Below are 23,751 nucleotides of genomic sequence, written 5' to 3' on the forward strand. Positions count from 1 at the left end.
ATAATTGATAGCAAAACGGTCGATATTGGGAATGGAACAGCGAACAGCTTTGTGGGGTTAAGGAAATCCTGTGCGAAACCGAACAGTATGCGTCCGATTTCGCACAGGACTTTTATTTTATTTAAGCATAAAAATATGATTTACAATCACTTAGTTTTATGAAAGTATTTTGGTAAGGTATTTATTGAATAATTGAATTTAACCAATACTGTATATATTGGACAATAAGACTAATGATCTAAAACATACCAATTATTATCCAGATAACTAAAGCGTTATTAAATACAGAGATTATGCTGAAAAATTATTTCAAAATCGCTTGGCGAAATATATTTCGATATAAAGCTAACAGTCTGTTCAACCTGCTGGGGCTAGCCTTGGGCATCGTATGTACGCTATTTTTAACATTATATATTAAAGAGGAGCTCAATTATGACAAATCATTCCCAAAACACGACCGTATTTACAGAATGGTATATACGGAATGGTCTAAATCCGCTCCACCTTTAGCTGAGGGATTAAAAAATTATTTCCCTGAAATAGAGCGAACAACACGCTTCGCACAGGCCGGAACTAACGTCGCGCGCACAAATGATAACAACCAGATGGAAATAGAGGGTTTCTATACCGATAGTTCCACAGTCCATATGTTTGATTTAAACAGCATTATCGGAAATGCTTTTCAAGCATTGAAAGAACCTTCCACGATCGTACTAACCAAATCTGTTGCTAAAAAGCTGTTTGGTAAAAAGAACCCTTTAGGAGAACAATTGATCTTTCAGGACGAGGAAGCTTTTCGGGTTAAAGCGGTGATAGATGACTTACCCGAAAACACCCATCTTAAGTTTGATTTTCTTGTCTCCATGCCCACTTTTATGTCGCTTGTTGAAAAAACTTATCCAGGATGGACGCAAAGCAAGGGATGGATGTTTGGGTGGACCTATGTGCAGCTTAACCATAAGGAGTCTATTAAACGTATTAAGCGAGACTTGACGCAATTTTATGTAAACTACCTAAAAGGAGAGGCTAGTGATGAACAAATAGCGGAATTTGCACAGAGTGCTCGGGTACAAGCACTCACTGATATTCATCTTAAATCGAATTTAGCGCAAGAATTGAGCCCAAACGGTAGCATGACTTATATCTATATTTTTATTGCTATTGAAGCGCTTGTTTTGCTTATGGCCTGTGTCAATTTCATTAATTTATTCACCACACAAGCATTAAAGCGCTTAAAAGAAGTCGGCGTCAGAAAAATTGTAGGCGCTAGCCGAAAACAGCTCATTCTGCAGTTTCTGTTAGAGGCCTTCTTACTCACCTTCATTTCTACCCTGCTAGCTGTTGTGTTATATTGGCTGATCCTTCCATTTTATAACCAATTAACGGGCAAATCCAATACGCTTTCGGATATCATGCAACACGGAAATTTATCAATTATACTAGCGATCCTTTTTACAATCACCTTAATTTCAGGATTATTTCCCTCTTTGTTTGCGTCTTCTTTCCTACCGGTAAAAGCTTTGAAATCGATTAAAACACCAAATACAACGGCAGTATACGTCAGGAAGTCTCTTGTTGTATTTCAATTTATCATAGCAGGCTTGTTGATTACTTCAACTTTATTGATTTATCAACAAATGCAATATTTTAGAAACAAAGAATTGGGATTTGATAAAGACCAAGTCATTGTGGCCAAATTATACGGAGATTTTAAAAAGACCTTAGAAAGTAACTCTTCGTTATTACAAACTGAGTTTCTCGCTAATCCAAATATTCTATCCGTCGCCAGAACATCAAACATAATCGGCGACCCCCTGAGCGTTGAGTTTATTGCTCCTACTAAAAACCCGGAAAATAAGGACTTTGGAACTTTAAAAGTCGTTCGCGTAGATGATAATTTTTTGAACGCTCTTAATATTACGTTGAAAGAAGGTCGAAACTTTTCAAAAGCATTTGGTGACTCAAGTGCTTTTATTCTCAACGAACAAGCCGTAGCGAAACTTGAACTCGAAAACCCGGTTAACCAGTCGCTCACGAATCACACAATTGAAAGACAAGGCAATATTGTGGGTGTTATTAAAGACTTTAATTTTGAATCCTTACACCATCAAATTGAACCGCTTGTATTGGAATATGCACCTCAAAAAACAGGTACCATGCTCATTAAAATAAGGGGAGGAAACGTCGAAAGTACGCTTGCTTTCCTTCAAAAGAAAGTGAGGCAAATAGCTCCCAACACCTTATTCTCCTACACTTTTTTAGATGAAAAGGTGAATTCTCTTTACAAGAAGGAAAATACAATGACATCTATTGTGTTGGCATTTACATTGCTTGGAATCATAATCTCGTGTTTGGGGCTATTAGGCCTTATTGGTTATACAGCTGAAATTCGGACGAAAGAAATTGGAATTCGCAAAATAATAGGTGCAAGCATCCAAAACTTGGTAACGCTTTTATCGGTAGATGTACTATTGATGGTTATTATCGGCAATGTGATCGCCTGGCCGCTAACTTGGTATTTTATTCATCAATGGCTTGAAAATTTTGCCTATAAGAGTCCAATCAGTTGGTGGACATTTGCTATATCTTTACTGATCACCTTCATTATCGCTTTTACAACGGTTATTTGGCATTGCTTAAAAACCGCTTTTGCCAATCCGATACACGCTTTAAGAAATGAATAAACTTTAAGAATAACTACATTTATAGTACTTAACCAAGTTTTTTTCTCAACCATTTCCGCACAGGCTCGTCATACCACTTCAGGGCGACATAAGCCAAAACGATGGAGCCGCATAAAATAAGTAAGGCGTATGGCCAGGCCTGTAGAATGGTTACCCCCTTATTGTTACTGATCCAAGCAACATAAAAGTAAACAAAGGGATAATGCACCAGATAAAGTGGATACGAGATGTCGCCAAGAAATTTACATAGCTTACGTTCCGTTTTTGTAGAAACAATGCCACTAGCACCCAGATATACAATAAGGGGAAAAACGAAGATGATACATACAGATTCATAAACACCGTTCAGCCAAAGATGTTCCGCGCCACCAATCCGTGGCATATACAGTACCGTGGCTACTAAAATACTGCACCATGTAAAGGCGTTCCGGATGCGGGTTAATTTCGCTACACGGGAAAGTAACAAGCCTGCAAAAAAGGGATATATTGTTCGGGTAATCCCGATGCGCATGTGTTCGGCATTCAACGTCCAGCCGCCGCTTACATCACCTTTGGGGCTGGTAATAGCAAAATGAGCAAGTGCTACTGCTGCTATGAAAACAAAAACCGCTAATGCCTTATTTGAGAATTTTCTTACTATCGTGGCATAAAGGATGTTAGCAATATATTCAAAAAACAAAGACCAACCGACACTGTTGAGCGGATGCATTTCCTCCCAACCTCGAATATCGAGAGCTAATGGTACCGGTAATATTGTATATCCTATCAGCATGACCAGAAGTAACTTCCACAAGGGAACCGTATGGATAAGTGGCCAGATTGCCGAATCGGTAAAATAGAATCCGATCGCTCCGAGGGTCATTCCCAGAATTACCAAAGGGTGAAGTCGCTCGACCCGACGTTTTAAGAAGCTTCCGAGCGTCATTTTATGCCAACGATCGTCATAAGCATAGCCGATCACAAAACCTGATAACAGAAAGAAAAAATCAACGGCCAGATAACCATGGTTCACAAGGTTGTCCAGATTTCCGGTCGACAGGGGTTCGCTCAAGTGAAAAGTAACTACAATTATGGCTGCAATACCTCGTAAACCGTCTAATATAGGGTAATGGGGTTTTGTGAAAAGATTATTGTTATTCATTGATTTTGGGAATAGAAACTAATATCGGCCATTAGTGAGCTGCTAAAATTAGATAAAAGGGATCACCGGATCTTACAAGATCTTATCAAAGTTCAGACATATTGTCTCATTTTGAATGGCATGCGAATAGCTCTCAGGCCGAATAGAAGAGACCATGAGAACTCAATAACATTAGCCACAAAAAAATAGCCTGAAGTGATGATTGCATCCAGCAGAAATTCTTGAAATTTTAAAACAATTGTTTCAAAAATATTTTATCTTTGTTTCATCATGGCAAGATTGATAGAATTTGATGAAGAACAAGCCATACAGAAGGCAATGGAAGTCTTCTGGAAAAAAGGTTATGCGGCTACTTCTATGCGCGACTTAACTGATGCTATGCAAATTAATAGTAGCAGTCTTTATAACACAATAGGCGATAAACATCGCTTGTTTGTTAGGTGTATCAAGCATTATATAAAAATGCGAATTGATGCGGTTGAGCAGCGTTATATAAGTTTCGCCTCGCCGATCCAGGCTCTTGAAAGCTTTATTAAAGATGCAGCAGACATCATTACGACTGAACCGAACAGCTGCCTGTGCGTAAAGGCGACTTTTGAAATAGAAGGAGACGACCCGGAAATACAGGCGATCATAACATCCTATGATAATTTTACACACCGGTTTTTGAAAGATTTAGTAGAAAAAGCACAAAGCCAGCATCAGATTGGTCAAAACGAGAACGCAGATACTGTTGCGGATTATCTTGTTAGTACATTTATCGGTTGGTACAATTCATTCATTTTACATCAAGATCGAAATAAAATTTTAAATATGGCAGATTTTATCATTCGCCAATTAAGGTGTTAAATTTTTTTGACTTATTTTAAAACAAACGTTTCAAAATTAATATAAACATTCAATTCAAGTATTCATTATGAACAGTTTTTTAGAAGGACAGATTGCCTTGGTAACAGGCGGTACAAAAGGTATCGGAAAAGCGATTGCGGACAAATTAAGCGACGGAGGCGCTCAAATTATTGTAACTGCCAGAACCGAACCGACGGAAAATCCAAACAGGTATTATTTTATTGCTGCCGATCTTGCTCAACCCGAAAGTGCAAACATCGTCGCAAAAGAAATTTTGGATAAATATGGAAAAATCGACATTATCGTGAATAATGCTGGAGGTAATCTGGGACCTGGTGGCGGTTTCAGCACACTTTCGGACGAGCATTGGAACAATGAATTACAATTGAACTTAATGTCCGCCGTCCGTATTAACAAAGCATTATTGCCGACTATGATTGAACAGCAAAGTGGTGTAATTATCAACATTTCCACTTATGTTGCACAACAGCCGATTTGGGATATTACAATGACTTATTCTGTAGCCAAAGCGGCATTAAATGCATACAGTAAAGCATTGGCGAACGAAGTTGGCTCAAAAGGTATACGTGTAAACACTGTTTCACCCGGAGCAGTGAGAACTCAATTGATGCAGGACTTTATTGAAAATTTAGCAAAGTCATCAAATACAACGGTAGATGAAGCCTTTAAACTCGTTATGAGCAAAATTGGGGATATTCCGTTGGGCAGAATGGCTACCCCCGAAGAAATTGCTAATTTGGTGAGGTTCCTTACGTCTCCGGAAGCACAATATATCACAGGTTCCAATTACCTGGTTGACGGCGGCGTTAGTTCGGCAATATGATTTAACCGTTATCTTCCTGCCCGCCTAGTTGCGGGCAGGTATATGTTGGACTCAGTTTGGCAAATTGCAAAATATAGGCCTCCAGCCCTTTCATAGCAGCAAATTAGTAACTGGTCTACACACTAATCATTTGGTAGAACAACTTCCTTGATCCTCCGGTTTCTCGCGTGCATCTGCCATTCTGACTATTCTTGGCTCAAATTTAGCCAACACGTCAACCAGATCATGTTGAGCAGCCATTACCGTATGGATATTCTTATATGCCATAGATGCTTCGTCGAGATCGCTTCCCAGCAGGGTGATGCGTTTGTCAACTAAGTCAGCGGCAACGACCGCTCTATCCAACGTTTTGAAAGCTGCACTACGACTCATGGCCCTGCCCGCGCCGTGACTGGCCGAGTTGATGCTTGGCGTATGACCTTTACCGCGTACTAAAAAGCCGGGCGCACTCATACTACCTGGAATAATTCCCAACACACCCTCACCTGCCGGCGTAGTACCTTTACGGTGTACCATTACTTCGGTACCATCAGCCAGTTGCTCTTTCCAGGCAAAGTTGTGATGGTTCTCGATCATCATGATGGGTCTAAGTCCTAAGGCCCGTGCTATTTTGTTATGGATTTCATGATGGTTGGCACTGGCATATTCCCCTGCCAAGTTCATGGCTATCCAGTATTCCTGTCCTTCGTCTTTATCCAGATCAAGCCATGCTAAATGTTTAGCCTCGCCCGGAAGTTTGGTTTTAGTCATCGCTATCCTACTGTAATGATTTGCAATTGCACCTCCAAAGCCCCGAGAGCCGGAGTGCGAAAGCAGCGCTAAATACTTACCCGCCGGTATATCATTCAAGGCACCTTCGCCTAAGGTTAGTTCACCCCATTCTACAAAATGGTTACCGGTTCCACTGGTTCCTAATTGAGCGTACGCCTTATCCTTTAAACTGCGGATTATCTTGGTCTCTCCCCAGGTTTTACTATCGAATAAGGAGCTGTCAAAATATGATTTGGTAGTACAGCCCATACCAAAATAGGTGTGATCAACTAACAGATTCTTTAATTTATCGGTTTCGGTATCGAGTGTCTCAGCAGGTAGATCAAATATACTTAAACATATACGGCATGCAATATCGACACCCACAGCAAATGGAATAATCGTGTTGGCCGTAGTGGCCAACACTCCGCCAATGGGAAGCCCATAACCTTGATGAGCATCCGGCATTAAGGCACCGGCGACCGCAATCGGTAATTGTACCGCTGTCCGCATTTGTGATAAGGCTCCTACTTCAATCTGTTCCAAGCCCCATACCGGGAAGTCAACTATTTCTTCTTTCAGTTTAAAGTTGCTACGTTCTTGTTTAACAAACTTACCCTCTTTTCGCAAATCAATCACATCTTCTGCCAGGTTTTTGAATTTACCACCTTTCTTTAATGTATATGGCATAGGATCATCAATTAAAGCTTCTAGATTAGCCAGTATTTCGGGTTTATTCATTACGTTATGCTTTAACAAACCATTGGCTACGCGGCTAAAATTGACTAGTACTTCCACAGCATTGATCCCTAATGCCTTTAACTCGTTGTTGCTTATCTTTTCCTTTTCCATATCTATTAATTTTATTGTACGCTTAAAGTCTCTAAACTAATCTCGCTTTTCCGGTTTGGAAACGGAGTTTCATCAAATGTCTCTGCTTTTGATAATACAAAGAGAAATAACAAGTACGCAACCTATTTGCGCAGTAAAGAAATATTATATAAATTCATTCAAAATATTTGCTGATACTATGCCGATTAACCGCAACGCCTTGATTCGCTACCGCACGATCGACCAATGTCTCCAAAATCGTTTTAAAAAGTGGACACTTGAAGACTTGATTGAAGCTTGTAGCGATGCCATTTATGAATACCATGGAATCGATACGGGCGTAAGTCGTCGTACCGTGCAGGCGGATATAGCCATGATGCGCAGTAACAAGTTAGGTTACGAAGCACCTATTGTAGTGGTTGATAAGAAATATTACACCTACAGCGACAAGAATTATAGTATTACCAGTATCCCGCTGAATCAACAGGACATGGAAGTGTTGAGTGAAGTGTCCGGATTATTAAAACAATTTAAGGGCTTGAACCATTTTACCGATCTGAACGAACTGGTAAGTAAATTAGAAGACAAGATTTATTCGCAAAAAACGCAAAGTACGCCTGTAATTGATTTTGAAAAGAACGATGACCTGAAGGGTCTGGAATGGCTAGAGGTAATACGTAAAGCGATTGCAGCCAAGAAAACCATCTGTATTACCTATCAATCCTTTAAAGCCCGGGAGGCTAGTAGCTTCTGCTTCAGTGGGTACCTATTGAAAGAATATCGCAACCGCTGGTTTGTATTGGGCATGCCGCATAAACGGAATGCGCACATTATGAACTTGGCTCTGGATCGGATACAAGCCGTGGAAGAACGCGAAGAACCGTATAGGGAAAATAGAACATTGGATCTGGCAACCTATTATGATAATTGTATTGGTGTAACGAAAACACCCGACCAACGGGAGTGCGAAGTAGTTTTTTGGATCGATGCAGATAATGCACCTTATGTTATAACTAAACCCTTGCATCACACGCAAAAACTATTAAGCGACCAAGATAACGGTAAGATCTTTAGTATCAAGGTAATTTTAAATTTTGAGCTCGAACGGGAATTATTGGGTTTTGGCGCTAAAATAAAGGTATTAGGACCGAAAATCTTGGTAAAACAGATAAAGCAGCAACTAGTAAAAGCATTAGAGCGATATGGGGTAAAGGAAACTTAAGACGAAATCAAATCCTTATGCATTATACACGTTTCACTTAACTCCTATAAAAATAATTGATTGCATAATTTGATAAAATTGGTATTTGATTATGCCAAATGGCCGCAAACTCTTATATTCGTAGCATTTAAAATAAAAGACTCTGTTATTTTGAAACGTCTGGCCATTATATTTTTAATTCCAATTGTGCTATTGCAAAGCTGCGCCGGACTATTCATCATGACTGCATTTTATGCCAACCGATCCTATATAGCTAATAATCTGTGTGAGAATAGAAACACCGCTATGGCTCCGTCTTGTGCGGGGACATGTCTTTTGATGAAAAAGCTGAAGAAAGAACGCGAACGGGAAAACAAAAACCCTGAGCTAAAATTAAAGGATTTTCAGGTGCTTGCAGCTCCGATTGATTTCAGAACAGTGAAACATCCTGTTACCACCGTCAAAAAGGAGACCTTCATCTATGGGGGAAATCTGCTATACCAGCCCCCCGCGCTGGGGTCCATCTTCCACCCTCCTCTCAGCTAAACAATTTTTCTTTTATTCGTCCATGTATAAAGACAACCATCCTTTACATGGCTGCGTAGCTTTTTGTTTATTTATATTTTTTCGTCAGCTGCAATTCGGCTGATCGAAATCGCTTTACACACTACACTGGAAATGGTCAGAAAAACACTGGTCTATCTGTTATTATTTACATTGACGTTTCAATGTCTTGGAAGTCTTGGTGTATTGACTTGGTTTCAGGTTAACAGAAATTATATTATCCGGGCTCTATGTGAAAATCGGGATAAACCTGAGATGCAGTGTAACGGACAGTGTGTCCTGATGAAAAAACTGAAGAAATTGGAAGAGTCCGAAAAAGGTTCGCGGGGTGCCGCTTCCTCTAAGGCGGAAGTTACGATGGTGGTTTCAGAGATGCTCCATTTGCAAAGTCCATTTCCGGTACATCTATCGGAGAACCATCCGTCCTACGGCATCCTCTATAGATATCTCTATACAAACAAGCCATTTTTACCTCCTAAAATAATCTAACATTCCTCAATTTATATTTTTCGAAAGCATTATGTAGGTTATACCGGTTGTACAAGCCTATTGCCTGCACGTGGATAATTCATGCCTATTTACGTTGGCACTGAACCCCTATGCCTATACGCTATTGAAAGAATCGATTTTTAACAAAAAACTTAATAATAGAAAATGACAAACTTAATAAAATGGAAAATGATGGCATGGATAGGCTTATTCATGCTAACTGTAGTCAGTTGTAAGAAGGTGGAATCTCCGGATATCGATAGCACGAAAACGGGTGACTTTTCGATCGAGTTCGATAACCTAGTGAGCGATTACGGATTACAATTCAACAATACCAATAAACCGTATATAAACGCCAAAGGTGAAGCCTTCACTGTATCCCGTGTACAATATTATATTAGTAATATTAAGGTAAAAAAGGCGGATGGATCGGAATATGCCGTGCCTCAGGATCCGGTTGAAGAAAGTTATTTTTTGGTATATGGTGATAATCGTGGCTCCCGTTTTGCAAAAGTGAAAGTTCCCGAAGGGGATTATACTCAGGTTTCTTTTGTATTAGGCGTGGATAGTGCGCGCAGTACCATGGGGCTTGATGCACGCACAGGCGTACTTGACCCGACCACAGGTGACCACGAAACGCAGGGCATGTACTGGGGGTGGAACAGTGGCTATATTTTCTTCAAGTTTGAAGGCAATTCGCCGGTAATATCAGATGATCAACAGGGCGACCCAACAGGACGGAAGCAGTTTAAGTATCATATCGGTGGCTTCGGCGGATACAATGCGCCTACCTTGAATAATATCAAGACAATTACGATAGACTTAACAAAAGCAGGTGTTGCGCAGGTAAGGGCTGGCTACCGCAGCAATGTACATCTTTTTGTTGATCTGATGAAAGTGTTTAACGGCACACATACTTTCAGCATCGCTGAACACCCTAATGTTATGTTCAGCGAATACAGCCAATACATCGCCGATAACTTTCTGGATATGTTTACGCATGATCATACTGAAAATGGTGTAACCAGTGAGGATCAATTATAATAAAGCCATGAAAAAATGGATTGTTTTAATCGGGCTGGTAATTGTTGCATATGCCTGTAAAAAAGCGAATGAAACCTTGCCAGACCTTGACGAATTATTTCCCGGTTTTTTAAAACCGGGACATTTTCCCGAACCTGTTTACAAATTCACCGAAAACGAAGTAACGGAGGCTGGTTTTGAATTAGGTAAGCGCCTGTTCCATGAACCACGTCTATCTCGCAACAATACGATTTCCTGTGCCAGCTGCCATATTCAATCGGCCAATTTTACCCACCACGGACACGATGTTAGTCACGGGATTGACGATCAATTGGGTATCCGTAATCCCATGCCTATCATGAATCTCGCTTGGAACAAAGCGTTTTTTTGGGATGGTGGGGTGTTTAATCTCGACCTCCTTTCCATTGTTCCTATTGAAAACCCGGTTGAGATGGGTGAAAGGGTGCCGAACGTACTAGTAAAGCTGAGAGCGCACCCGGATTATCCTACACTTTTTGAAAAGGCCTTTGGAAGCAGAGAGATCACTTCGGCGAAAATGTCTAAAGCATTGTCTCAGTTTATGCTAATGGCAGTTAGTGATAACAGCAAATACGATCAGGTGATCCGCGGGGAAAAGGGTATCTCTTTTACTGAGTCGGAACAGCGTGGCTACCTATTTTTCCAGAACAATTGTTCTCGCTGCCATAGCGAACCGCTGTTTACTGATGGCGATTTTCATGACAATGGACTGGGACGAAATCCAGCAGGTGACGAGGGGCGCTATGCCGTAACCTTGAACCCTACAGATAAATTAAAATTCAAGGTACCCAGCTTGCGTAATTTAAAATGGTCGGCTCCCTATATGCATGATGGCAGTATTTATACATTGAGTGGCGTACTGGACCATTACCGGAAATTTATGCAGCATACGGAAAATCTGGACATGGGTTTCCGGCACATGGACGGAACACGAGGGGTTGCTATGACAGATGTCGAGAAGGAGGATTTATTGAATTTCCTTAACACATTGAATGATGAAACTTTTGTAAAAAAACAACTGCTATCGGAACCGGGCGGTGGCTTTGTTATCAATTAAAGAAAAATGAGAGAACTACTTTTGATTTGTATTATGGTTTTATGTTATGTTTCCGCAAAAGCTTGTGACATCTGTGGCTGTGGTGTCGGAAGCTACTATCTGGGCATTTTGCCTGACTTTAATAAACGCTTTATTGGCTTGCGGTATCAATACAATACCATGCAAACGCATCTTGGCCCCGAGGGCCGGCATACACCACTCACTGCGGATGAAACATATCAGATAGTGGAGCTATGGGGCGCTTACAACTTTGGTGATCGGGTCAGGGTGATGGCTTTTCTACCGTTCAATTTCAACCAACGTCGGGTTAATGCCATGGAAGAGTACGGTGAAAAGAGCGGATTGGGTGATATTGCGGCAATGGCCTATTACCGTATCTTTGAAGGGGGTAACACCACCACCAAATTCAAGCTGTTCAACCACTCCCTATGGGCGGGCGCAGGCGTGAAAGTGCCCAGTGGCGAATATGATAACTCCGAACGTGCAAGCGCCTCCGCCGATTCGCCCAATAATTTCCAATTGGGAACAGGCAGCACAGACTTCACGTTCAACGTCACTTACGACGCGCGTCTGATGGACATGGGATTTAACCTGAACTTATTATATAAATTCAATACCGAGAATCAATACGAATATCGCTATGGAAATAAATTCACCGGTAATGCGCTTTTTTACTACAAATTCTTAATCGATCAAAAGCTTAGAATTGCGCCGAATATAGGAATACGTTACGAAAAAGCGGAACAGGATGTATCTTATAGACGCTTTTATATAAACCAGTCGGGAGGAAACCTTACCTCGGCCATTGCAGGGCTTGAGTTAAACATTGGCAGATACGCTCTCGGTGCTAATTATCAGCTACCGGTTGATCAGCATTTGGCAGATAAGCGCGTTCACGCGGGGAACAGATTAATGACTCACCTTTCTGTCTCTTTTTAAGCAACAAGGAAAATGAGGCAATTAAATAAAATCCAAAGGTTCAGTCCTAATGGTCGCCTGCTATTGATCATCCATTTGTTCGCCATGCACCTACATGAGGAAATCTATTGATTGTAAAAATAGACACGGCTTCATTCACGATTATAAAAAACTGTTTGCCGGATAATTAAGTGAATCAATTATCCAGCAAACGTCTGTGATAATTGATTTGCCCGAGGTGATATGAAAGATGCATAGCAAGATGTGTTAAGAAATAACCATTCGTAACTTTCTGATCCAATACATCTTGTGGATATTCTGCCGTCAGTTGCTCATCACTTAATTTACCGAAAGCAATTTCTATCACCGATATGGTTTCATCAATGCGCCTGATCAGTTCGGATCTTGGCACATCCTTAGCGGAAAACTCAAGTGGGCGATTCCGAACATAGCCCGTTTGCGCAAATTCGGCACCTATGTAGGTATTTAAATTGCCTATGAGGTGCAAGCATAGATTACCGGCGGTATTAGCGATCTGCTTTTCAACATGCCATATTCTTTGCTCGTTTTGGTATAAGGTTATTTCTGTTTTCAACTTGCCGAGGTCGCGCAAGAACAATTGTTTCAATACAGTTACCATCATTGATATTTGAATGGGCAAGGTAATAATTTATAACAATTAAAAAAACCAGCGATAAGTCAAAAAAAGGTAATCACTGAAAAATCGGAGGCTGGTTTAGAAATTCATTCTAAATCAATACAAGAAGAAAATCAAAAGCACCGCTAGTAAGGACGGTTTTTGTTGTTATTTTCGTTTACGTAATCAAAACTGACAATATATGACCTTTAGGCCGCGCGATCAAAACCAACCCCCGATTGAAGAAATGTATCAAATTGCGAAACAATACTCTCGTCGGCCGGAAGAAGTGGATGATTTGGTACAAGACCTGCTTCTTGAAGCGGTTAGAACGGGAAAGGATTTCCTGGACGCTCGTTTTATGGCTTGGGGAAGAGGCTTTTTACGTAACCATGCCGCTTTCATTGCCCGTACAGAAGGCCGGCGTAGAAAGCGGGAAGAAGGGTATCAGGGTGATGATCCGAACCGTACTGATACTGATATAGGTAGACTTCCGGAAAACTTTATTGTTCCGCTCCGCCCATCCCTCCGAATACTGGCACGACTAATCAACGGCGGCCTGAGCAAAAAGGAAATTTTATATCTACTGGACATTCCGGATACCGCCCTGCGCCAGCGATTAACCGCCTTACGAAGAGAATGGAAAACTTATGCCACCGTAGGTTTTGAATCGGAAGGACCTGAAATTTTAACGCATACTCTACCTAGCGGATTAATGCGCCAATCTCTTTTACAAACATTCAAGCATGCCAACGATATAAAGCAGCAATTATTCGGGCGAGTTATTGGCAGCCACGACCCTGATGGACATTTATTTAGAATATCTTCTTCTCCTGCTCACAAAAAAGAATTTCCCGGCAACAATGACCATGATAAATCGGGTTAAGATCCTGGACAATATTTAAAACTTTAAAAAAATCAACATGGGAGTAAAACTTAAAAAAGGTATCGCAGTTCTTTTCAACGTGAGCGATATCAGTCGTACCGAACGTTTTTACAGAGAAATTTTGGGAATCGAAGTGGAACGCCAACCTGGAGGCGATGAACCGGATTGGCTACTGGCTACGATAGGTAATGGTGTCGAACTACTTTTTTTTGAAGGAAAAGAAGAAATCGGCCGTTCGCCGATCGTAGTGTTCGAACTGGAAGAGGGTTACATTGAAACGGTGGTGGAAAATCTGGCTAAAGAGGGCGTAGAAGTGGTTACGCCGGTAACGGAAGCTCCGGGTGGTTGGAGCGCCGATTTCTCGGATCCTGACGGTCATCCGCTCGCATTTTACCAGTCTGGCGACTTGCCCTTAAGAAAATAGCAGGCCATACCAAATTAGTACTCTTATGAAAAGCCCGACAGACTTCGGTATGTTTCGGGCTTTTTTCCCTTAACTTTCGAATGAATGTCTGCGAGACAGCTTTCTCCTACTTGTTGTAACCGTTACACCTCGTTCGTAACCCTTGCAAACCTATTTCTATACTCAATGGGCGTAAGGCCAGTAATCTTTTTAAATATGTCTCTAAATGCCTTTGTATCCGTATAGCCTACATCAAACATGGTTTCTGTCACATTTTTTCGTGATGCTTCGAAGAATTTTTTTGCAGCTTCTATTCTTACTCGTTGTATGTACTCAACAGGGGTATTGTTGGTTGCATCTTTAAATTTTCTTTCAAAAGTTCTACGACTTGTATTGATTAGGTTTGCCAGCGTTTCAATGGTTATTTTATTTTGATAATGTTTCTCGATATAATCTTGCACTTTTTTAATATCATCATCACCATGATTCCGTTGACCTTTAAATATTGCAAACTGAGATTGACTATCTCTCCCTATATCTAAAGCAAAATATTTTGAAATCATGATGGCTGTTTCTCTGTCGGCGAACTTTTCAACCAGATATAATATTAAATTCCACAAGCTGCTTGCTCCGCCGCTGCTGTAGATGTTGTCATGTTCGGTTATTATCGCACCATCCTCTACCTCCACTTCGGGATATCTTTCTTTAAATTCGTTGATATAAGCCCAATGTGTGGAGCATTTTTTCCCATTGAGTAAACCCGTTTCTGCTAAAAGAAATGCACCGATACATAAGCTGGCAATACTCGAACCTTTTTCATGCAATTTTTTAAAATAAGGTATTGCTTCTGCGTTGGCTTGTACGCCCTTGGCAGTGTCACCATAGGCAGGCGGGATGATAAGTAGGTCCGTTTTCGACACATCTTTGAGCAATCTATTGGTTTTGATTGTGTATTCGCCGTTATTGGCAGGTACATATTCTTTTAAACCTACATATTCAACCTCGAAGATCGGCTTTTTACCAAAAGTGTTTAAAAACTCATTAGCAGTATTAAAGGTTCTAAATGGTGGTGTAACCGCTTCAATTACGCCATACTCCGGTACAAAAACAGAAACTTGCATAAATTAAATCCTTACTATTAAGTCGCAAGATAAAAAAAAGTTTGTCACAATTCACCCCTAAAGTTGTCATTTTCACAACAGCCATAACTCGCTAAGCCGTTGTAATTTTGGATTATAAGATTTTAACAAATAAAAATTAAAAACAATGACACAAGCATCAAAAATTACGGTAGAAGCAACAGCAAATGCTCCCTTGGAAAAAGTTTGGAAAGCATGGAATACACCAAATGATATTATGCAATGGAACACTCCTGATCCAAGTTGGCATTGTCCAAGCAGTGAAAACGACTTGAGAACCGGTGGTAAATTCAAGAATAGAATGGAGGCTAAAGATGGCAGCTTCGGATTTGACTTCGAGGGTGTTTATGACAAAGTGGAACTACACAAGGAAATTACTTATACCATGGCTGATGGAAGAAGAGCCACTACACTGTTTACCGAGCAAAATGGTAAAACGAATATTGAAACTATGTTTGATCCTGAAACGGAAAATGATCCCGAATTTCAGAAACAGGGATGGCAGGCTATCTTGGACAATTTTGTAAAATATGTTGAATCGATCCATTAATTCATTAGCAAAGTGAAAAAGAATAAAACAATCTTTTGGGTAGCAACCACCATCATCATACTTTGGGAAGGTGTAATGCCCCTTGGCACCCTACTATTTGCGCCGGAATATGTAAACGCGGGTACAAAACCGTTGGGTTATCCCGATTACTTTGCCTATACGCTTATTATCTGCAAAGCACTGGGAGTGTTGGCGATTTCTCTCCCCAAAACACCGAACAAGCTAAAGGAATGGGCCTATGCAGGGCTTACCTTTAATTTGGTTTTCGCATTCATCAGCCACGCATGTGTAGATAAAAACATTGGTTTTATGTTAATGCCATTGGTGGTACTGGCTATTCTAGCAGTTTCTTACATTTATAACAACAAAATCCATGCAAATGGCTAAGACCAATTATCAAACTATTGATGAGTATCATCAGGATTTTAGCGGTGAAACCCTCGTGCGAATGCAAACCATCAGAAAAATCATTCACGAATTGGTGCCTGATGTAGCGGAAAGTATAAGCTATCAAATACCTTGTTTTAAATATAATGGTTACCTGATCTACTATTGCGCTTTCCCGAAACACATCACCTTGTCGAATCCCTACAGCGAAGTATTTTGGGAACATTTCAAGGCTGATCTCAAAGGGTATAAAACCAGTAAAGCGGCCATTCAGATTCCAATGGATAAACCACTACCCGAAGCATTGATTAGAAAAATCGTATCATTCCGAAAAAAAGAGAATGAGGAAAGGGTGGAGGATAAAAATGGCAAGTAATATGATTTCGCAACGTAAGCTAACGAAGACAAGCCCCGAGAAGGTGTTTCAGGAATTTGCTACTGGCAAATTAGTGTCGGCCATTTTCATTACCTTTTCGGGTAATTGCAGAAAGGCCCTCACTTTTTATCAAACCTGCTTTGGTGGCAGATTACAATTTGAAACCTTTGAAAAAGAATTACAAGGATATACAGAAATACCGGTAGTTGTAGGATCGCTCGTTTCCGACAACATCATTATTTACGGCTCCGACTTGGTACACAACGAAGGAAGGACCATTGGAAATTATATATCTATTTTTCTACATTGCACCAACGTTTATGAAAGAAAAGCGCTGATAAAAAAATTGTTAGCAAATAAAAAGGACCGGATTATACCCGATCCTGACGATCAAAAATTAATCGAAATAACCGATGCTTTTGACGTGGGATGGGTATTGGGCATCTGACTTAGCGCCATCCCAATTCCGGCGCTACATGTTCCAATATCGCGGACAAGAGATGTACATTATAATCCACTCCCAGGGTATTGGGTATCGTTAGAAGAAGTGTATCCGCTTCTTGGATAGCTTCGTCCTGCTCCAATTCCTTGATGAGTTTATCAGGTTCGGCTGCATAACTTCGCCCGAAAATTGCACGTTTATCTTTTTCAATCATTCCAATTTTATCGTCACGACTAACTTCCTGTCCGAAGTAGTAGCGATCTTGATCGTTCATTAAGGCAAATATTGATCGGCTAACAGACACCCTTGGTTCACGTTGGTGACCCGCCTTTTTCCAAGCTTCTTTGTACAACCGAATCTGTTCTGCTTGCTGAACATGAAAGGGTTTCCCACTTTCGTCGTATTTCAAGGTAGAGCTTTGCAGGTTCATACCATTTTCGGCGGCCCAAACGGCTGTACTGTTGGATGCAGCGCCCCACCAGATCCGCTCTCGTAAACCTTTAGCATGTGGTTCCAAGCGTAACAGTCCCGGTGGGTTCGGAAACATAGGATATGGATTGGGTTGTGCAAAACCGACACCGTCTAGCCTTTTCAAAAATTCCAGCGCTTTACGGCGTCCCATATCCGCATCAGTTTCTCCTTCCATCAATTCATAACCGAAATAGCGCCAGCCGTCGATTACTTGTTCCGGCGACCCCCTACTGATTCCCAATTGCAACCGGCCACCTGAAATAAGGTCGGCAGCACCCGCATCTTCCACCATATACAATGGGTTTTCGTAACGCATATCGATCACACCGGTGCCGATCTCTATTTTTTTTGTTTTAGCACCAATGGCTGATAGCAATGGAAAGGGGGATGCTAATTGAGCAGCAAAATGATGCACACGGAAATAGGCTCCATCCAGGCCAATCTCTTCCGCAGCTACAGCCAGATCGATGGATTGAAGCAGGGTGTCACTAGCTGTGCGAGTGCTATATGCCGGATGATTAGACCAGTGCCCGAAGGATAAAAATCCTATTTTTTTCATAAGTAACTATAGTAAAAACGATCTCAATTATTTTCGTTACTGCCAAATATACTCAAATACTGCTTGCTACCGCAAGCTCGCTTTGTTAAACGAGACATTTCCTTTACAAAAATACGCTCGTTAGATTTTAGCAAAATTAATCTTTCTAAAGTGAACGGTGCTCTCCCAAAGTGACTCTTTAAAGACAGCATCATTTTGATATTCGAGACGAGGAAGGATTCTGTATTCAAGGGTAAGCTCAAATTCGTTATCCGTAAAAGGCCAGGGATCAACACTTAATATACTACCGCTTTTGTCAAAAACATAATAACTGCGGGCTTCCGGCCCCTGACTGACTTCCAACTTTCTCCCTTCGGGGGGAATCTGATCTTGGCAAAGGATCAGTGATAGCGCATCGCACCATTGCAAAATCGCATAATGGGCTTGTACTGTATCCCTATCGATCCCAAGCTCCGCCATCCATTTATGCTGCAACGATTGTAAACTTTTACAATATTGCGCCGATTCATCGGATTCAGTTGCATACAAGAATTGAATATGAAAAGATAACAAGAGCGCAACGTATAGACTTCGGGTAAGACCTTTCTTCAATAAAGCCTCACAACGCTGAAGGTTGAAGGACTCCATTTTGAAATCTTTTGGCCCTTTAAACCGGTTGATAATCCCTTCAACCTCGAATTCATTATAGGTGTCGTCGTGTATTCCCGTCGCAAACAGCACATCCAGTTTGAAAGGATCTGCTTCTAACCATTTAAGCTGATTTAAAATGGCCGCTGCTAATCGCCCGTGATGCCTTTGGAGTACAATTTCGAATCCCCTATCGGTATAAGTTACAATCATTTTATTCGGTAATAAGTCTATTCACTTCGCTTTTTTTTTCGGTGTCGAGTTTTCTGCGAGCCACCGCTTCTCTTTTTCTCCAAGTGTTAATATGCGGATCTTCATAGGTAGGCCTTCCTTTGTCATCCAAGAGGCCAAGTGATTTAGCAAGGCTTCGGCTAACGGTAGCAGAGCGGCGATTCGCTTTCTTCCAAGCCATCTGATCATCCCATAGATCTTTTTCATAGGCATCAATGCCCTGCTTGATAACAACGAGTTCATCCCGATATTGCTTCTGTCTTCGATAGATAATCATCAGGCGATTGTATGCTGCCGAGTGTAGTGGATCGGTTTGTATGATGCCCTTATATATCTTGACAGCGGCTGACATATCTCCTTCACGCTCTAATTCGCGGGCTTTCGTCATCTTTTCTTTTACGGACAATTTTTCTTTGGTCATTTGATATAAACATGATACTCAATCAACAAGTATCGGGCAAAGATGTTTATGTTATGATCTATGCTGGATAAAAACGTCTTTAGTTGCTGTCCCTTGCCAACTCTGTTGTTCGACACGCATATGAAGGCTTACCTTGAAGTGCTAAACAATATGGATTGGACGACGTTTATTAAGTCATATGGATCATAAGCTTAAAATGACAGTTGCCATTGTCGGATCGGGTGCCAGTGGTGTTACCTGCTTTATACAACTTGTATTAAAATATATAATAACCAAGCCGTCCAAGATACTTTCGATTATACTATTCGAAAAGAAAGGTGAATTTGGCACTGGTTTGGCCTATGGAACCGGACAAGAAGGACATTTATTAAACACAAAGGCTGGTTTAATGGGATTGTTTCCGCAAGAACGATTGCATTTTGTACGATGGATGCATGATCATAAAGACAGGATTGAGCAGGAATTCCCTCAAGTAAGTCCTCATCCCGATGCCTACCCGCCGAGAATGCTTTACGGTAAGTATGTTCAGGCCATGCTGGATGAGTATTGGCAGCTAGCCCGGCAAAAGGGCATTGAGGTGAGTAAACAGCAAGTAGAAATCGTTGATGCCGAAGTGCAGAAAGATAAGCGTGTTATATTGAGATCAGCCTCCGATCATAGCTACCTTGTCGATTATGTTATATTGGCGACAGGCACGCCCGAAGCAGCAACGTTTGAGAACCTAAAGGGCTTGGAAAGGTATATCGGTTCCCCCTGGCCATCAAAAAGAATTATACAAACCATTCAGGATAAATATGCGAAGATAAGTATTGTGGGTAGTAGTTTGACAGCCATTGATGCTTTGATTACTTTGGTTGCAAACGGGCATAAAGGTCCGATTACGTTTTTTTCATTGAGAGGGCTTTTGCCGCGGGTTCAATCGGCATCGGAAAAACCATTTCAGCGAAAAGTATTAACGCTATCTACTATCAAGACCCTGATCCGCGAGAATCGCCGGTCATTGCGAGTTAAGGATTTAATACGCCTATTTCGGAGTGAAGTAGAAGGTTATCTTGAACGTAAGCTGGACTGGGCGACCGAAGAACGAGTCAATAAAAATCATCTTCAATTATTAGAAGAAGACATAAGACAAGCTATGAATGGTGACAGTTTGTTTCAAAATATTCTGTATTCTTTACGGGAAGAGACTTACGCTATATGGAAATTATTACCCGTTGATCAGAAAATTTTGTTCGTTAAATGGATAAAGCCCTATTTTGACATTAACCGGCATGCGGTACCCATGGAGAATGGCATTAAGATAATGAACCTATTGAAATCAAATCAGTTGGAGGTTATCGGCAATAGCGAGGACATCAAATGGAAAGGAAATAAATTTGTATTGAAGACGGAGGACGGCCATACCTACGAAGCGGACTTTGTCATCAATGCCTCCGGACCGGCGAGCGTCATTCATAAGATGGAAGATCAAAAGTTGTTACAAGCTTTATTAAGCAAAAAGTATATTCAAGAGTATGGCGCCGGTGGACTGATAGTGGATCTGAATACGCTGCGGGTCAAAGACGTTTCATCAGAGGAAAGGACGCCGTTCTACGCGCTTGGGCATCCGATTACGGGATTGCAATTGGATGTAAATTCGTTATGGTTTAATGTGGAACAAGCAGATCTCCTGACGGATGATCTCATTCGTCAATTTCAATAATGGAGTTATTGCAAGAACTTCTTAACAAGGTACTACCTCTCTACGGCTTCATTCTTATTGGGTTCTTTGCTAAAAAAAGATGGCAGTTGGGCAGTAAATGGATTTCAAAAATTCTTTTATACCTTTTAATTCCCTTACTTATCATTGAAAATATGCTCCAGGCCGAGCTATCGGAAAGCGCTGTGGTTGGATCTATAATCTTTGTTCTTGCCTTGGCAATGAATATACCTGCTATTATCTGTAAACGTTTTGTAGCAAAAGATTTTAATGGTAGTCTTTTGAAAGGTAGCTTTTCCTACTATAACATTGGATGGTTTGGGATCCCGGTTGTAATGGCTCTTTTTGGTAATGAACAAATGCCATTAATTATCAGCGCGTATGTAGGCAATGTATTTTACGGTGACACCATAGGTTATTATCTGATATCGCGCACGAAAGGTCTTCCTGTGAAAGAGGCTGCGAAAAACGTTTTTCGTATACCTGCTCTGTATGCCTGTATTATCGCGGTGCTATTGAACTTGTTTAGCGTGAACTTACCTCAAAGAGCTGAACTTATTGGCGATGTGGTAGGCTGGACAGTTTCGGCTTCCGGAATGTTCATCATTGGCCTCACGCTGGCGGACATCAATTTCCAACAGATACGATTATGGAATTTTGCTAAAATATTAGGCTTGCGCTACATCTCGGGCGCGGTACTTCTGGTCCTGTTGTTATGTCTTGAAAAACAATTTATGCAAATACTTGACGATGATAAATCGAAATTAATGGGGCTGATTGCTAGTTTTCCTATTGCTGCAAACCTTGTGGTCTTCGCGTCCTTTCTGGAAACTGAAAAAAAGAATTCAGCCCTATTGGTTGGGATTTCTTCTATCATTTCACTTGTTTTGGTTCCTATATTGTGCTTGCTGCTATTTTGATTCGGCGAATAAATCAAAAACAGCCGTGATGCTAATTCTTTTTTTCCATAATCTCTTTTAACTTACCAGCCAGTTCAGCCACTTTATCAGGATATTTGCCGGCTAAATTTCGTTGTTCCCGGGGATCGTGCTTTAAATCATATAACTGCGGCTCTTGTTGCAGACCCGTTTCAACCGTTTTATTATCCAACCAATCGGGTATTTTTTTGGAGACCGGTTCAATATACTTCCAGTTCTCCTCTCGAATAGCCATCGTAAACGATTCCTGTAGCATAACGCGACGCCCTTTCTTTGACTTTCCCGTTAATGCATCAAGTAAGTTTTCGCTATCAGGTGCGATTGTCTCTCGATCGATTTTAACTCCGGTAAGGTTTGCCAAGGAAGCAAAAAAATCGATCTGATTAATGACCGCATCGCTAATTCCGGGCTGTATCTCATTTGGCCAACGAACAATCATCGGCATCCGCAATCCGCCTTCGAAGGCGCTGTACTTCCCTCCTCGGTATATACCGGCCGGCTTATGGTTGCCAATCAATTCTTCTGCATGATCGCCATAACCATCGTCAAGTACCGGCCCATTATCGCTACTGAAAATGACGAGTGTGTTTTTATCGAGATTTAAATCTTTCAGCGTTTTCATAATCTCCCCCACCATGGCATCCATTTCAACAATGAGGTCTCCCCTAGGTCCCATGTTGGTAGTGCCCACGTATTTATTATTCGGCATACGTGGCACATGAATATGTGGCAGTGCATAATAGAGAAAAAAGGGCTCATTCTGATGTTGATGGATAAACGCTTTCGCCTTATCCGTAAATACGTCAGCAAAATCTTCATCTTTCCAATAAGCTTGATGCCCGCCCGTCATATAACCTATACGGCTGACTCCGTTAACAATAGTTCCGCTGTGCTGGGTGTCAGCCGCCATCTTCAGCATTTTGGGATGTTCGAGACCAATGGGATCTTTTCCTATTTTTTTATTATAATCCACCTGGATCGGATCTCGATGGTCTAAATCAACAACACGACGATTTTCTACATATACCGTAGGCACACGATCAGCCGTGGCTGGTAATAAAAAACTATAATCAAAACCTATCTCCAAGGGCCCAGGCTTTATGTCCGCATTCCAATCCGGACTTCCGTTGCCCAAACCTAAGTGCCACTTACCAACTACGCCTGCAGTATAGCCAGCCTTCTTCAACATCGACGCCAAGGTTTCACGATCGGGTTCAATAATCAAAGGTGCATCACCGGGCAAAATAGCCGCGTCGTTTCGAAAAGCATATCTTCCCGTCAGCATCGCATAACGTGACGGTGTACAGGTTGAAGCCTCGGAATAGGCATTGGTGAAACGTAAGCCTTCCGCTGCCAGTCTATCTATATGGGTTGTTTGCACTGCGCTTGCTCCATAGCAACTTAAATCACCATAGCCAAGATCGTCTGCATAAATAATAATGATATTGGGCTTTTTTACCGGCGAAGTGTTCTTTTGCTGGCAAGAGCTGAATACAATCGGGATGACAAGGGTGTAAAAGATATTTTTTATCATCTTCTTTGAATGAAAATCAATGCCTAATAGTAAAAATTCATATTCTCCAGGTTATCTTTAA

Annotated in this window: 25 protein-coding genes; 17 read left to right on the plus strand and 8 right to left on the minus strand. The window is 41.2% G+C overall.

The genetic code is table 11. The features are described from left to right. Nucleotides 1-293 precede the first annotated feature (293 nt). The gene (locus tag ACH11B_RS27160; protein WP_149106206.1) at nucleotides 294-2,684 is read left to right on the plus strand and encodes an ABC transporter permease; all 2,391 of its coding nucleotides are present in this window, start codon (nucleotides 294-296) and stop codon (nucleotides 2,682-2,684) included. A gap of 28 nt (nucleotides 2,685-2,712) precedes the next feature. Here the strand turns inward: ACH11B_RS27160 and ACH11B_RS27165 are convergent, their stop codons facing one another. Continuing rightward, entirely contained in the window at nucleotides 2,713-3,825 is a 1,113-nt protein-coding gene (locus ACH11B_RS27165) for an acyltransferase (RefSeq protein ID WP_130856567.1), read from the minus strand. Between the two features lie 270 nt (nucleotides 3,826-4,095). Here ACH11B_RS27165 and ACH11B_RS27170 point away from each other — a divergent pair, with 270 nt between their 5' ends. Further along, a complete protein-coding gene (locus ACH11B_RS27170) occupies nucleotides 4,096-4,674 on the plus strand; it encodes a TetR/AcrR family transcriptional regulator (RefSeq protein ID WP_041388747.1) in 579 nt (192 codons plus the stop codon). Nucleotides 4,675-4,741: 67 nt separating this feature from the next. Next, nucleotides 4,742-5,518 (plus strand): SDR family oxidoreductase, encoded by a 777-nt coding sequence (locus tag ACH11B_RS27175; RefSeq protein ID WP_377611414.1) that lies wholly within the window; start codon nucleotides 4,742-4,744, stop codon nucleotides 5,516-5,518. A 126-nt stretch (nucleotides 5,519-5,644) separates the two neighbouring features. Here ACH11B_RS27175 and ACH11B_RS27180 read toward each other — a convergent pair whose 3' ends face one another. Beyond that, the gene (locus ACH11B_RS27180; protein ID WP_377611416.1) at nucleotides 5,645-7,120 is read right to left on the minus strand and encodes an RtcB family protein; all 1,476 of its coding nucleotides are present in this window, start codon (nucleotides 7,118-7,120) and stop codon (nucleotides 5,645-5,647) included. A gap of 178 nt (nucleotides 7,121-7,298) precedes the next feature. Between ACH11B_RS27180 and ACH11B_RS27185 the strand changes: the two genes are divergently transcribed. The 6 genes from ACH11B_RS27185 (at nucleotide 7,299) to ACH11B_RS27210 (ending at nucleotide 12,411) form a co-directional block, all read left to right on the plus strand. Then, the gene (locus ACH11B_RS27185; RefSeq protein ID WP_013668230.1) at nucleotides 7,299-8,321 is read left to right on the plus strand and encodes a YafY family protein; all 1,023 of its coding nucleotides are present in this window, start codon (nucleotides 7,299-7,301) and stop codon (nucleotides 8,319-8,321) included. Nucleotides 8,322-8,381: 60 nt separating this feature from the next. Then, nucleotides 8,382-8,846: a hypothetical protein gene (locus ACH11B_RS27190; RefSeq protein ID WP_013668231.1), complete on the plus strand. Its 465-nt coding sequence runs from the start codon at nucleotides 8,382-8,384 to the stop codon at nucleotides 8,844-8,846. 132 nt (nucleotides 8,847-8,978) lie between these two features. Beyond that, nucleotides 8,979-9,353: a hypothetical protein gene (locus ACH11B_RS27195; RefSeq protein WP_149106210.1), complete on the plus strand. Its 375-nt coding sequence runs from the start codon at nucleotides 8,979-8,981 to the stop codon at nucleotides 9,351-9,353. A 165-nt stretch (nucleotides 9,354-9,518) separates the two neighbouring features. Then, nucleotides 9,519-10,397: an MbnP family protein gene (locus ACH11B_RS27200; RefSeq protein ID WP_377611418.1), complete on the plus strand. Its 879-nt coding sequence runs from the start codon at nucleotides 9,519-9,521 to the stop codon at nucleotides 10,395-10,397. Between the two features lie 7 nt (nucleotides 10,398-10,404). After that, a complete protein-coding gene (locus tag ACH11B_RS27205; protein ID WP_377611420.1) occupies nucleotides 10,405-11,472 on the plus strand; it encodes a cytochrome-c peroxidase in 1,068 nt (355 codons plus the stop codon). Between the two features lie 6 nt (nucleotides 11,473-11,478). Next, nucleotides 11,479-12,411: a transporter gene (locus tag ACH11B_RS27210; protein WP_377611422.1), complete on the plus strand. Its 933-nt coding sequence runs from the start codon at nucleotides 11,479-11,481 to the stop codon at nucleotides 12,409-12,411. Between the two features lie 175 nt (nucleotides 12,412-12,586). Here ACH11B_RS27210 and ACH11B_RS27215 read toward each other — a convergent pair whose 3' ends face one another. Beyond that, entirely contained in the window at nucleotides 12,587-13,033 is a 447-nt protein-coding gene (locus ACH11B_RS27215) for a DUF1572 family protein (RefSeq protein ID WP_377611424.1), read from the minus strand. 196 nt (nucleotides 13,034-13,229) lie between these two features. Between ACH11B_RS27215 and ACH11B_RS27220 the strand changes: the two genes are divergently transcribed. Continuing rightward, nucleotides 13,230-13,913: an RNA polymerase sigma factor gene (locus tag ACH11B_RS27220; RefSeq protein WP_377611426.1), complete on the plus strand. Its 684-nt coding sequence runs from the start codon at nucleotides 13,230-13,232 to the stop codon at nucleotides 13,911-13,913. Nucleotides 13,914-13,950: 37 nt separating this feature from the next. Further along, on the plus strand, nucleotides 13,951-14,337 hold the full coding sequence (locus ACH11B_RS27225; protein WP_013668238.1) for a VOC family protein: 387 nt from the start codon (nucleotides 13,951-13,953) through the stop codon (nucleotides 14,335-14,337). Between the two features lie 122 nt (nucleotides 14,338-14,459). Here ACH11B_RS27225 and ACH11B_RS27230 read toward each other — a convergent pair whose 3' ends face one another. Then, entirely contained in the window at nucleotides 14,460-15,437 is a 978-nt protein-coding gene (locus tag ACH11B_RS27230) for a GlxA family transcriptional regulator (RefSeq protein WP_377611428.1), read from the minus strand. A gap of 145 nt (nucleotides 15,438-15,582) precedes the next feature. On the opposite strand from ACH11B_RS27230, the gene ACH11B_RS27235 reads away from it, so the two are divergent. From ACH11B_RS27235 to ACH11B_RS27250, 4 genes are read left to right on the plus strand one after another with little or no spacing between them, the layout of a single operon-like run. After that, on the plus strand, nucleotides 15,583-16,005 hold the full coding sequence (locus tag ACH11B_RS27235) for an SRPBCC family protein (RefSeq protein WP_130856559.1): 423 nt from the start codon (nucleotides 15,583-15,585) through the stop codon (nucleotides 16,003-16,005). A gap of 12 nt (nucleotides 16,006-16,017) precedes the next feature. Further along, nucleotides 16,018-16,392 carry a DoxX family protein gene (locus ACH11B_RS27240; protein WP_013668241.1) on the plus strand — a complete coding sequence of 125 codons (375 nt, stop codon included), beginning with the start codon at nucleotides 16,018-16,020 and terminating at the stop codon, nucleotides 16,390-16,392. Beyond that, nucleotides 16,385-16,768, plus strand: coding sequence for a DUF1801 domain-containing protein (locus ACH11B_RS27245; protein WP_013668242.1), 384 nt, complete (start codon nucleotides 16,385-16,387; stop codon nucleotides 16,766-16,768). The genes ACH11B_RS27240 and ACH11B_RS27245 overlap by 8 nt, the downstream gene beginning before the upstream one ends. Next, nucleotides 16,758-17,216, plus strand: a complete 459-nt coding sequence (locus ACH11B_RS27250) for a glyoxalase (protein WP_404273993.1) — start codon at nucleotides 16,758-16,760, stop codon at nucleotides 17,214-17,216. Before ACH11B_RS27245 ends, ACH11B_RS27250 begins: the two co-directional genes overlap by 11 nt. A 1-nt stretch (nucleotide 17,217) precedes the next feature. Here ACH11B_RS27250 and ACH11B_RS27255 read toward each other — a convergent pair whose 3' ends face one another. The 3 genes from ACH11B_RS27255 to ACH11B_RS27265 form a co-directional block, all read right to left on the minus strand. Beyond that, entirely contained in the window at nucleotides 17,218-18,240 is a 1,023-nt protein-coding gene (locus ACH11B_RS27255; protein ID WP_013668244.1) for an LLM class flavin-dependent oxidoreductase, read from the minus strand. A 120-nt stretch (nucleotides 18,241-18,360) separates the two neighbouring features. Then, nucleotides 18,361-19,080, minus strand: coding sequence for a DUF3891 family protein (locus ACH11B_RS27260; protein ID WP_130856555.1), 720 nt, complete (start codon nucleotides 19,078-19,080; stop codon nucleotides 18,361-18,363). 1 nt (nucleotide 19,081) lies between these two features. Further along, nucleotides 19,082-19,519 (minus strand): hypothetical protein, encoded by a 438-nt coding sequence (locus ACH11B_RS27265; RefSeq protein WP_377611433.1) that lies wholly within the window; start codon nucleotides 19,517-19,519, stop codon nucleotides 19,082-19,084. Between the two features lie 178 nt (nucleotides 19,520-19,697). Between ACH11B_RS27265 and ACH11B_RS27270 the strand changes: the two genes are divergently transcribed. Continuing rightward, nucleotides 19,698-21,221, plus strand: a complete 1,524-nt coding sequence (locus ACH11B_RS27270) for an FAD/NAD(P)-binding protein (protein WP_377611435.1) — start codon at nucleotides 19,698-19,700, stop codon at nucleotides 21,219-21,221. After that, nucleotides 21,221-22,138 carry an AEC family transporter gene (locus ACH11B_RS27275; RefSeq protein ID WP_130856552.1) on the plus strand — a complete coding sequence of 306 codons (918 nt, stop codon included), beginning with the start codon at nucleotides 21,221-21,223 and terminating at the stop codon, nucleotides 22,136-22,138. The genes ACH11B_RS27270 and ACH11B_RS27275 overlap by 1 nt, the downstream gene beginning before the upstream one ends. Before the next feature lie 31 nt (nucleotides 22,139-22,169). On the opposite strand, the gene ACH11B_RS27280 is transcribed toward ACH11B_RS27275, so the two are convergent. Then, the gene (locus ACH11B_RS27280; protein ID WP_377611437.1) at nucleotides 22,170-23,690 is read right to left on the minus strand and encodes an arylsulfatase; all 1,521 of its coding nucleotides are present in this window, start codon (nucleotides 23,688-23,690) and stop codon (nucleotides 22,170-22,172) included. Nucleotides 23,691-23,751: the final 61 nt, after the last annotated feature.

The organism is Olivibacter sp. EAT-5, assembly GCF_044784325.1.
GTDB classification, from domain to species: Bacteria; Bacteroidota; Bacteroidia; order Sphingobacteriales; family Sphingobacteriaceae; genus Olivibacter; species Olivibacter oleidegradans.

What these genes read in the sequence shown, in the direction of transcription:
- ACH11B_RS27195 (WP_149106210.1), top strand. Translation starts at nt 8,979, where the DNA reads ATGGTCAGAAAAACACTGGTCTATCTGTTATTATTTACATTGACGTTT.
- ACH11B_RS27165 (WP_130856567.1), bottom strand. Translation starts at nt 3,825, where the DNA reads ATGAATAACAATAATCTTTTCACAAAACCCCATTACCCTATATTAGAC.
- ACH11B_RS27160 (WP_149106206.1), top strand. Translation starts at nt 294, where the DNA reads ATGCTGAAAAATTATTTCAAAATCGCTTGGCGAAATATATTTCGATAT.
- ACH11B_RS27250 (WP_404273993.1), top strand. Translation starts at nt 16,758, where the DNA reads ATGGCAAGTAATATGATTTCGCAACGTAAGCTAACGAAGACAAGCCCC.
- ACH11B_RS27265 (WP_377611433.1), bottom strand. Translation starts at nt 19,519, where the DNA reads ATGACCAAAGAAAAATTGTCCGTAAAAGAAAAGATGACGAAAGCCCGC.
- ACH11B_RS27225 (WP_013668238.1), top strand. Translation starts at nt 13,951, where the DNA reads ATGGGAGTAAAACTTAAAAAAGGTATCGCAGTTCTTTTCAACGTGAGC.
- ACH11B_RS27200 (WP_377611418.1), top strand. Translation starts at nt 9,519, where the DNA reads ATGACAAACTTAATAAAATGGAAAATGATGGCATGGATAGGCTTATTC.
- ACH11B_RS27170 (WP_041388747.1), top strand. Translation starts at nt 4,096, where the DNA reads ATGGCAAGATTGATAGAATTTGATGAAGAACAAGCCATACAGAAGGCA.
- ACH11B_RS27280 (WP_377611437.1), bottom strand. Translation starts at nt 23,690, where the DNA reads ATGATAAAAAATATCTTTTACACCCTTGTCATCCCGATTGTATTCAGC.
- ACH11B_RS27275 (WP_130856552.1), top strand. Translation starts at nt 21,221, where the DNA reads ATGGAGTTATTGCAAGAACTTCTTAACAAGGTACTACCTCTCTACGGC.
- ACH11B_RS27215 (WP_377611424.1), bottom strand. Translation starts at nt 13,033, where the DNA reads ATGATGGTAACTGTATTGAAACAATTGTTCTTGCGCGACCTCGGCAAG.
- ACH11B_RS27180 (WP_377611416.1), bottom strand. Translation starts at nt 7,120, where the DNA reads ATGGAAAAGGAAAAGATAAGCAACAACGAGTTAAAGGCATTAGGGATC.
- ACH11B_RS27220 (WP_377611426.1), top strand. Translation starts at nt 13,230, where the DNA reads ATGACCTTTAGGCCGCGCGATCAAAACCAACCCCCGATTGAAGAAATG.
- ACH11B_RS27205 (WP_377611420.1), top strand. Translation starts at nt 10,405, where the DNA reads ATGAAAAAATGGATTGTTTTAATCGGGCTGGTAATTGTTGCATATGCC.
- ACH11B_RS27245 (WP_013668242.1), top strand. Translation starts at nt 16,385, where the DNA reads ATGGCTAAGACCAATTATCAAACTATTGATGAGTATCATCAGGATTTT.
- ACH11B_RS27175 (WP_377611414.1), top strand. Translation starts at nt 4,742, where the DNA reads ATGAACAGTTTTTTAGAAGGACAGATTGCCTTGGTAACAGGCGGTACA.
- ACH11B_RS27230 (WP_377611428.1), bottom strand. Translation starts at nt 15,437, where the DNA reads ATGCAAGTTTCTGTTTTTGTACCGGAGTATGGCGTAATTGAAGCGGTT.
- ACH11B_RS27270 (WP_377611435.1), top strand. Translation starts at nt 19,698, where the DNA reads ATGGATCATAAGCTTAAAATGACAGTTGCCATTGTCGGATCGGGTGCC.
- ACH11B_RS27255 (WP_013668244.1), bottom strand. Translation starts at nt 18,240, where the DNA reads ATGAAAAAAATAGGATTTTTATCCTTCGGGCACTGGTCTAATCATCCG.
- ACH11B_RS27185 (WP_013668230.1), top strand. Translation starts at nt 7,299, where the DNA reads ATGCCGATTAACCGCAACGCCTTGATTCGCTACCGCACGATCGACCAA.
- ACH11B_RS27210 (WP_377611422.1), top strand. Translation starts at nt 11,479, where the DNA reads ATGAGAGAACTACTTTTGATTTGTATTATGGTTTTATGTTATGTTTCC.
- ACH11B_RS27260 (WP_130856555.1), bottom strand. Translation starts at nt 19,080, where the DNA reads ATGATTGTAACTTATACCGATAGGGGATTCGAAATTGTACTCCAAAGG.
- ACH11B_RS27235 (WP_130856559.1), top strand. Translation starts at nt 15,583, where the DNA reads ATGACACAAGCATCAAAAATTACGGTAGAAGCAACAGCAAATGCTCCC.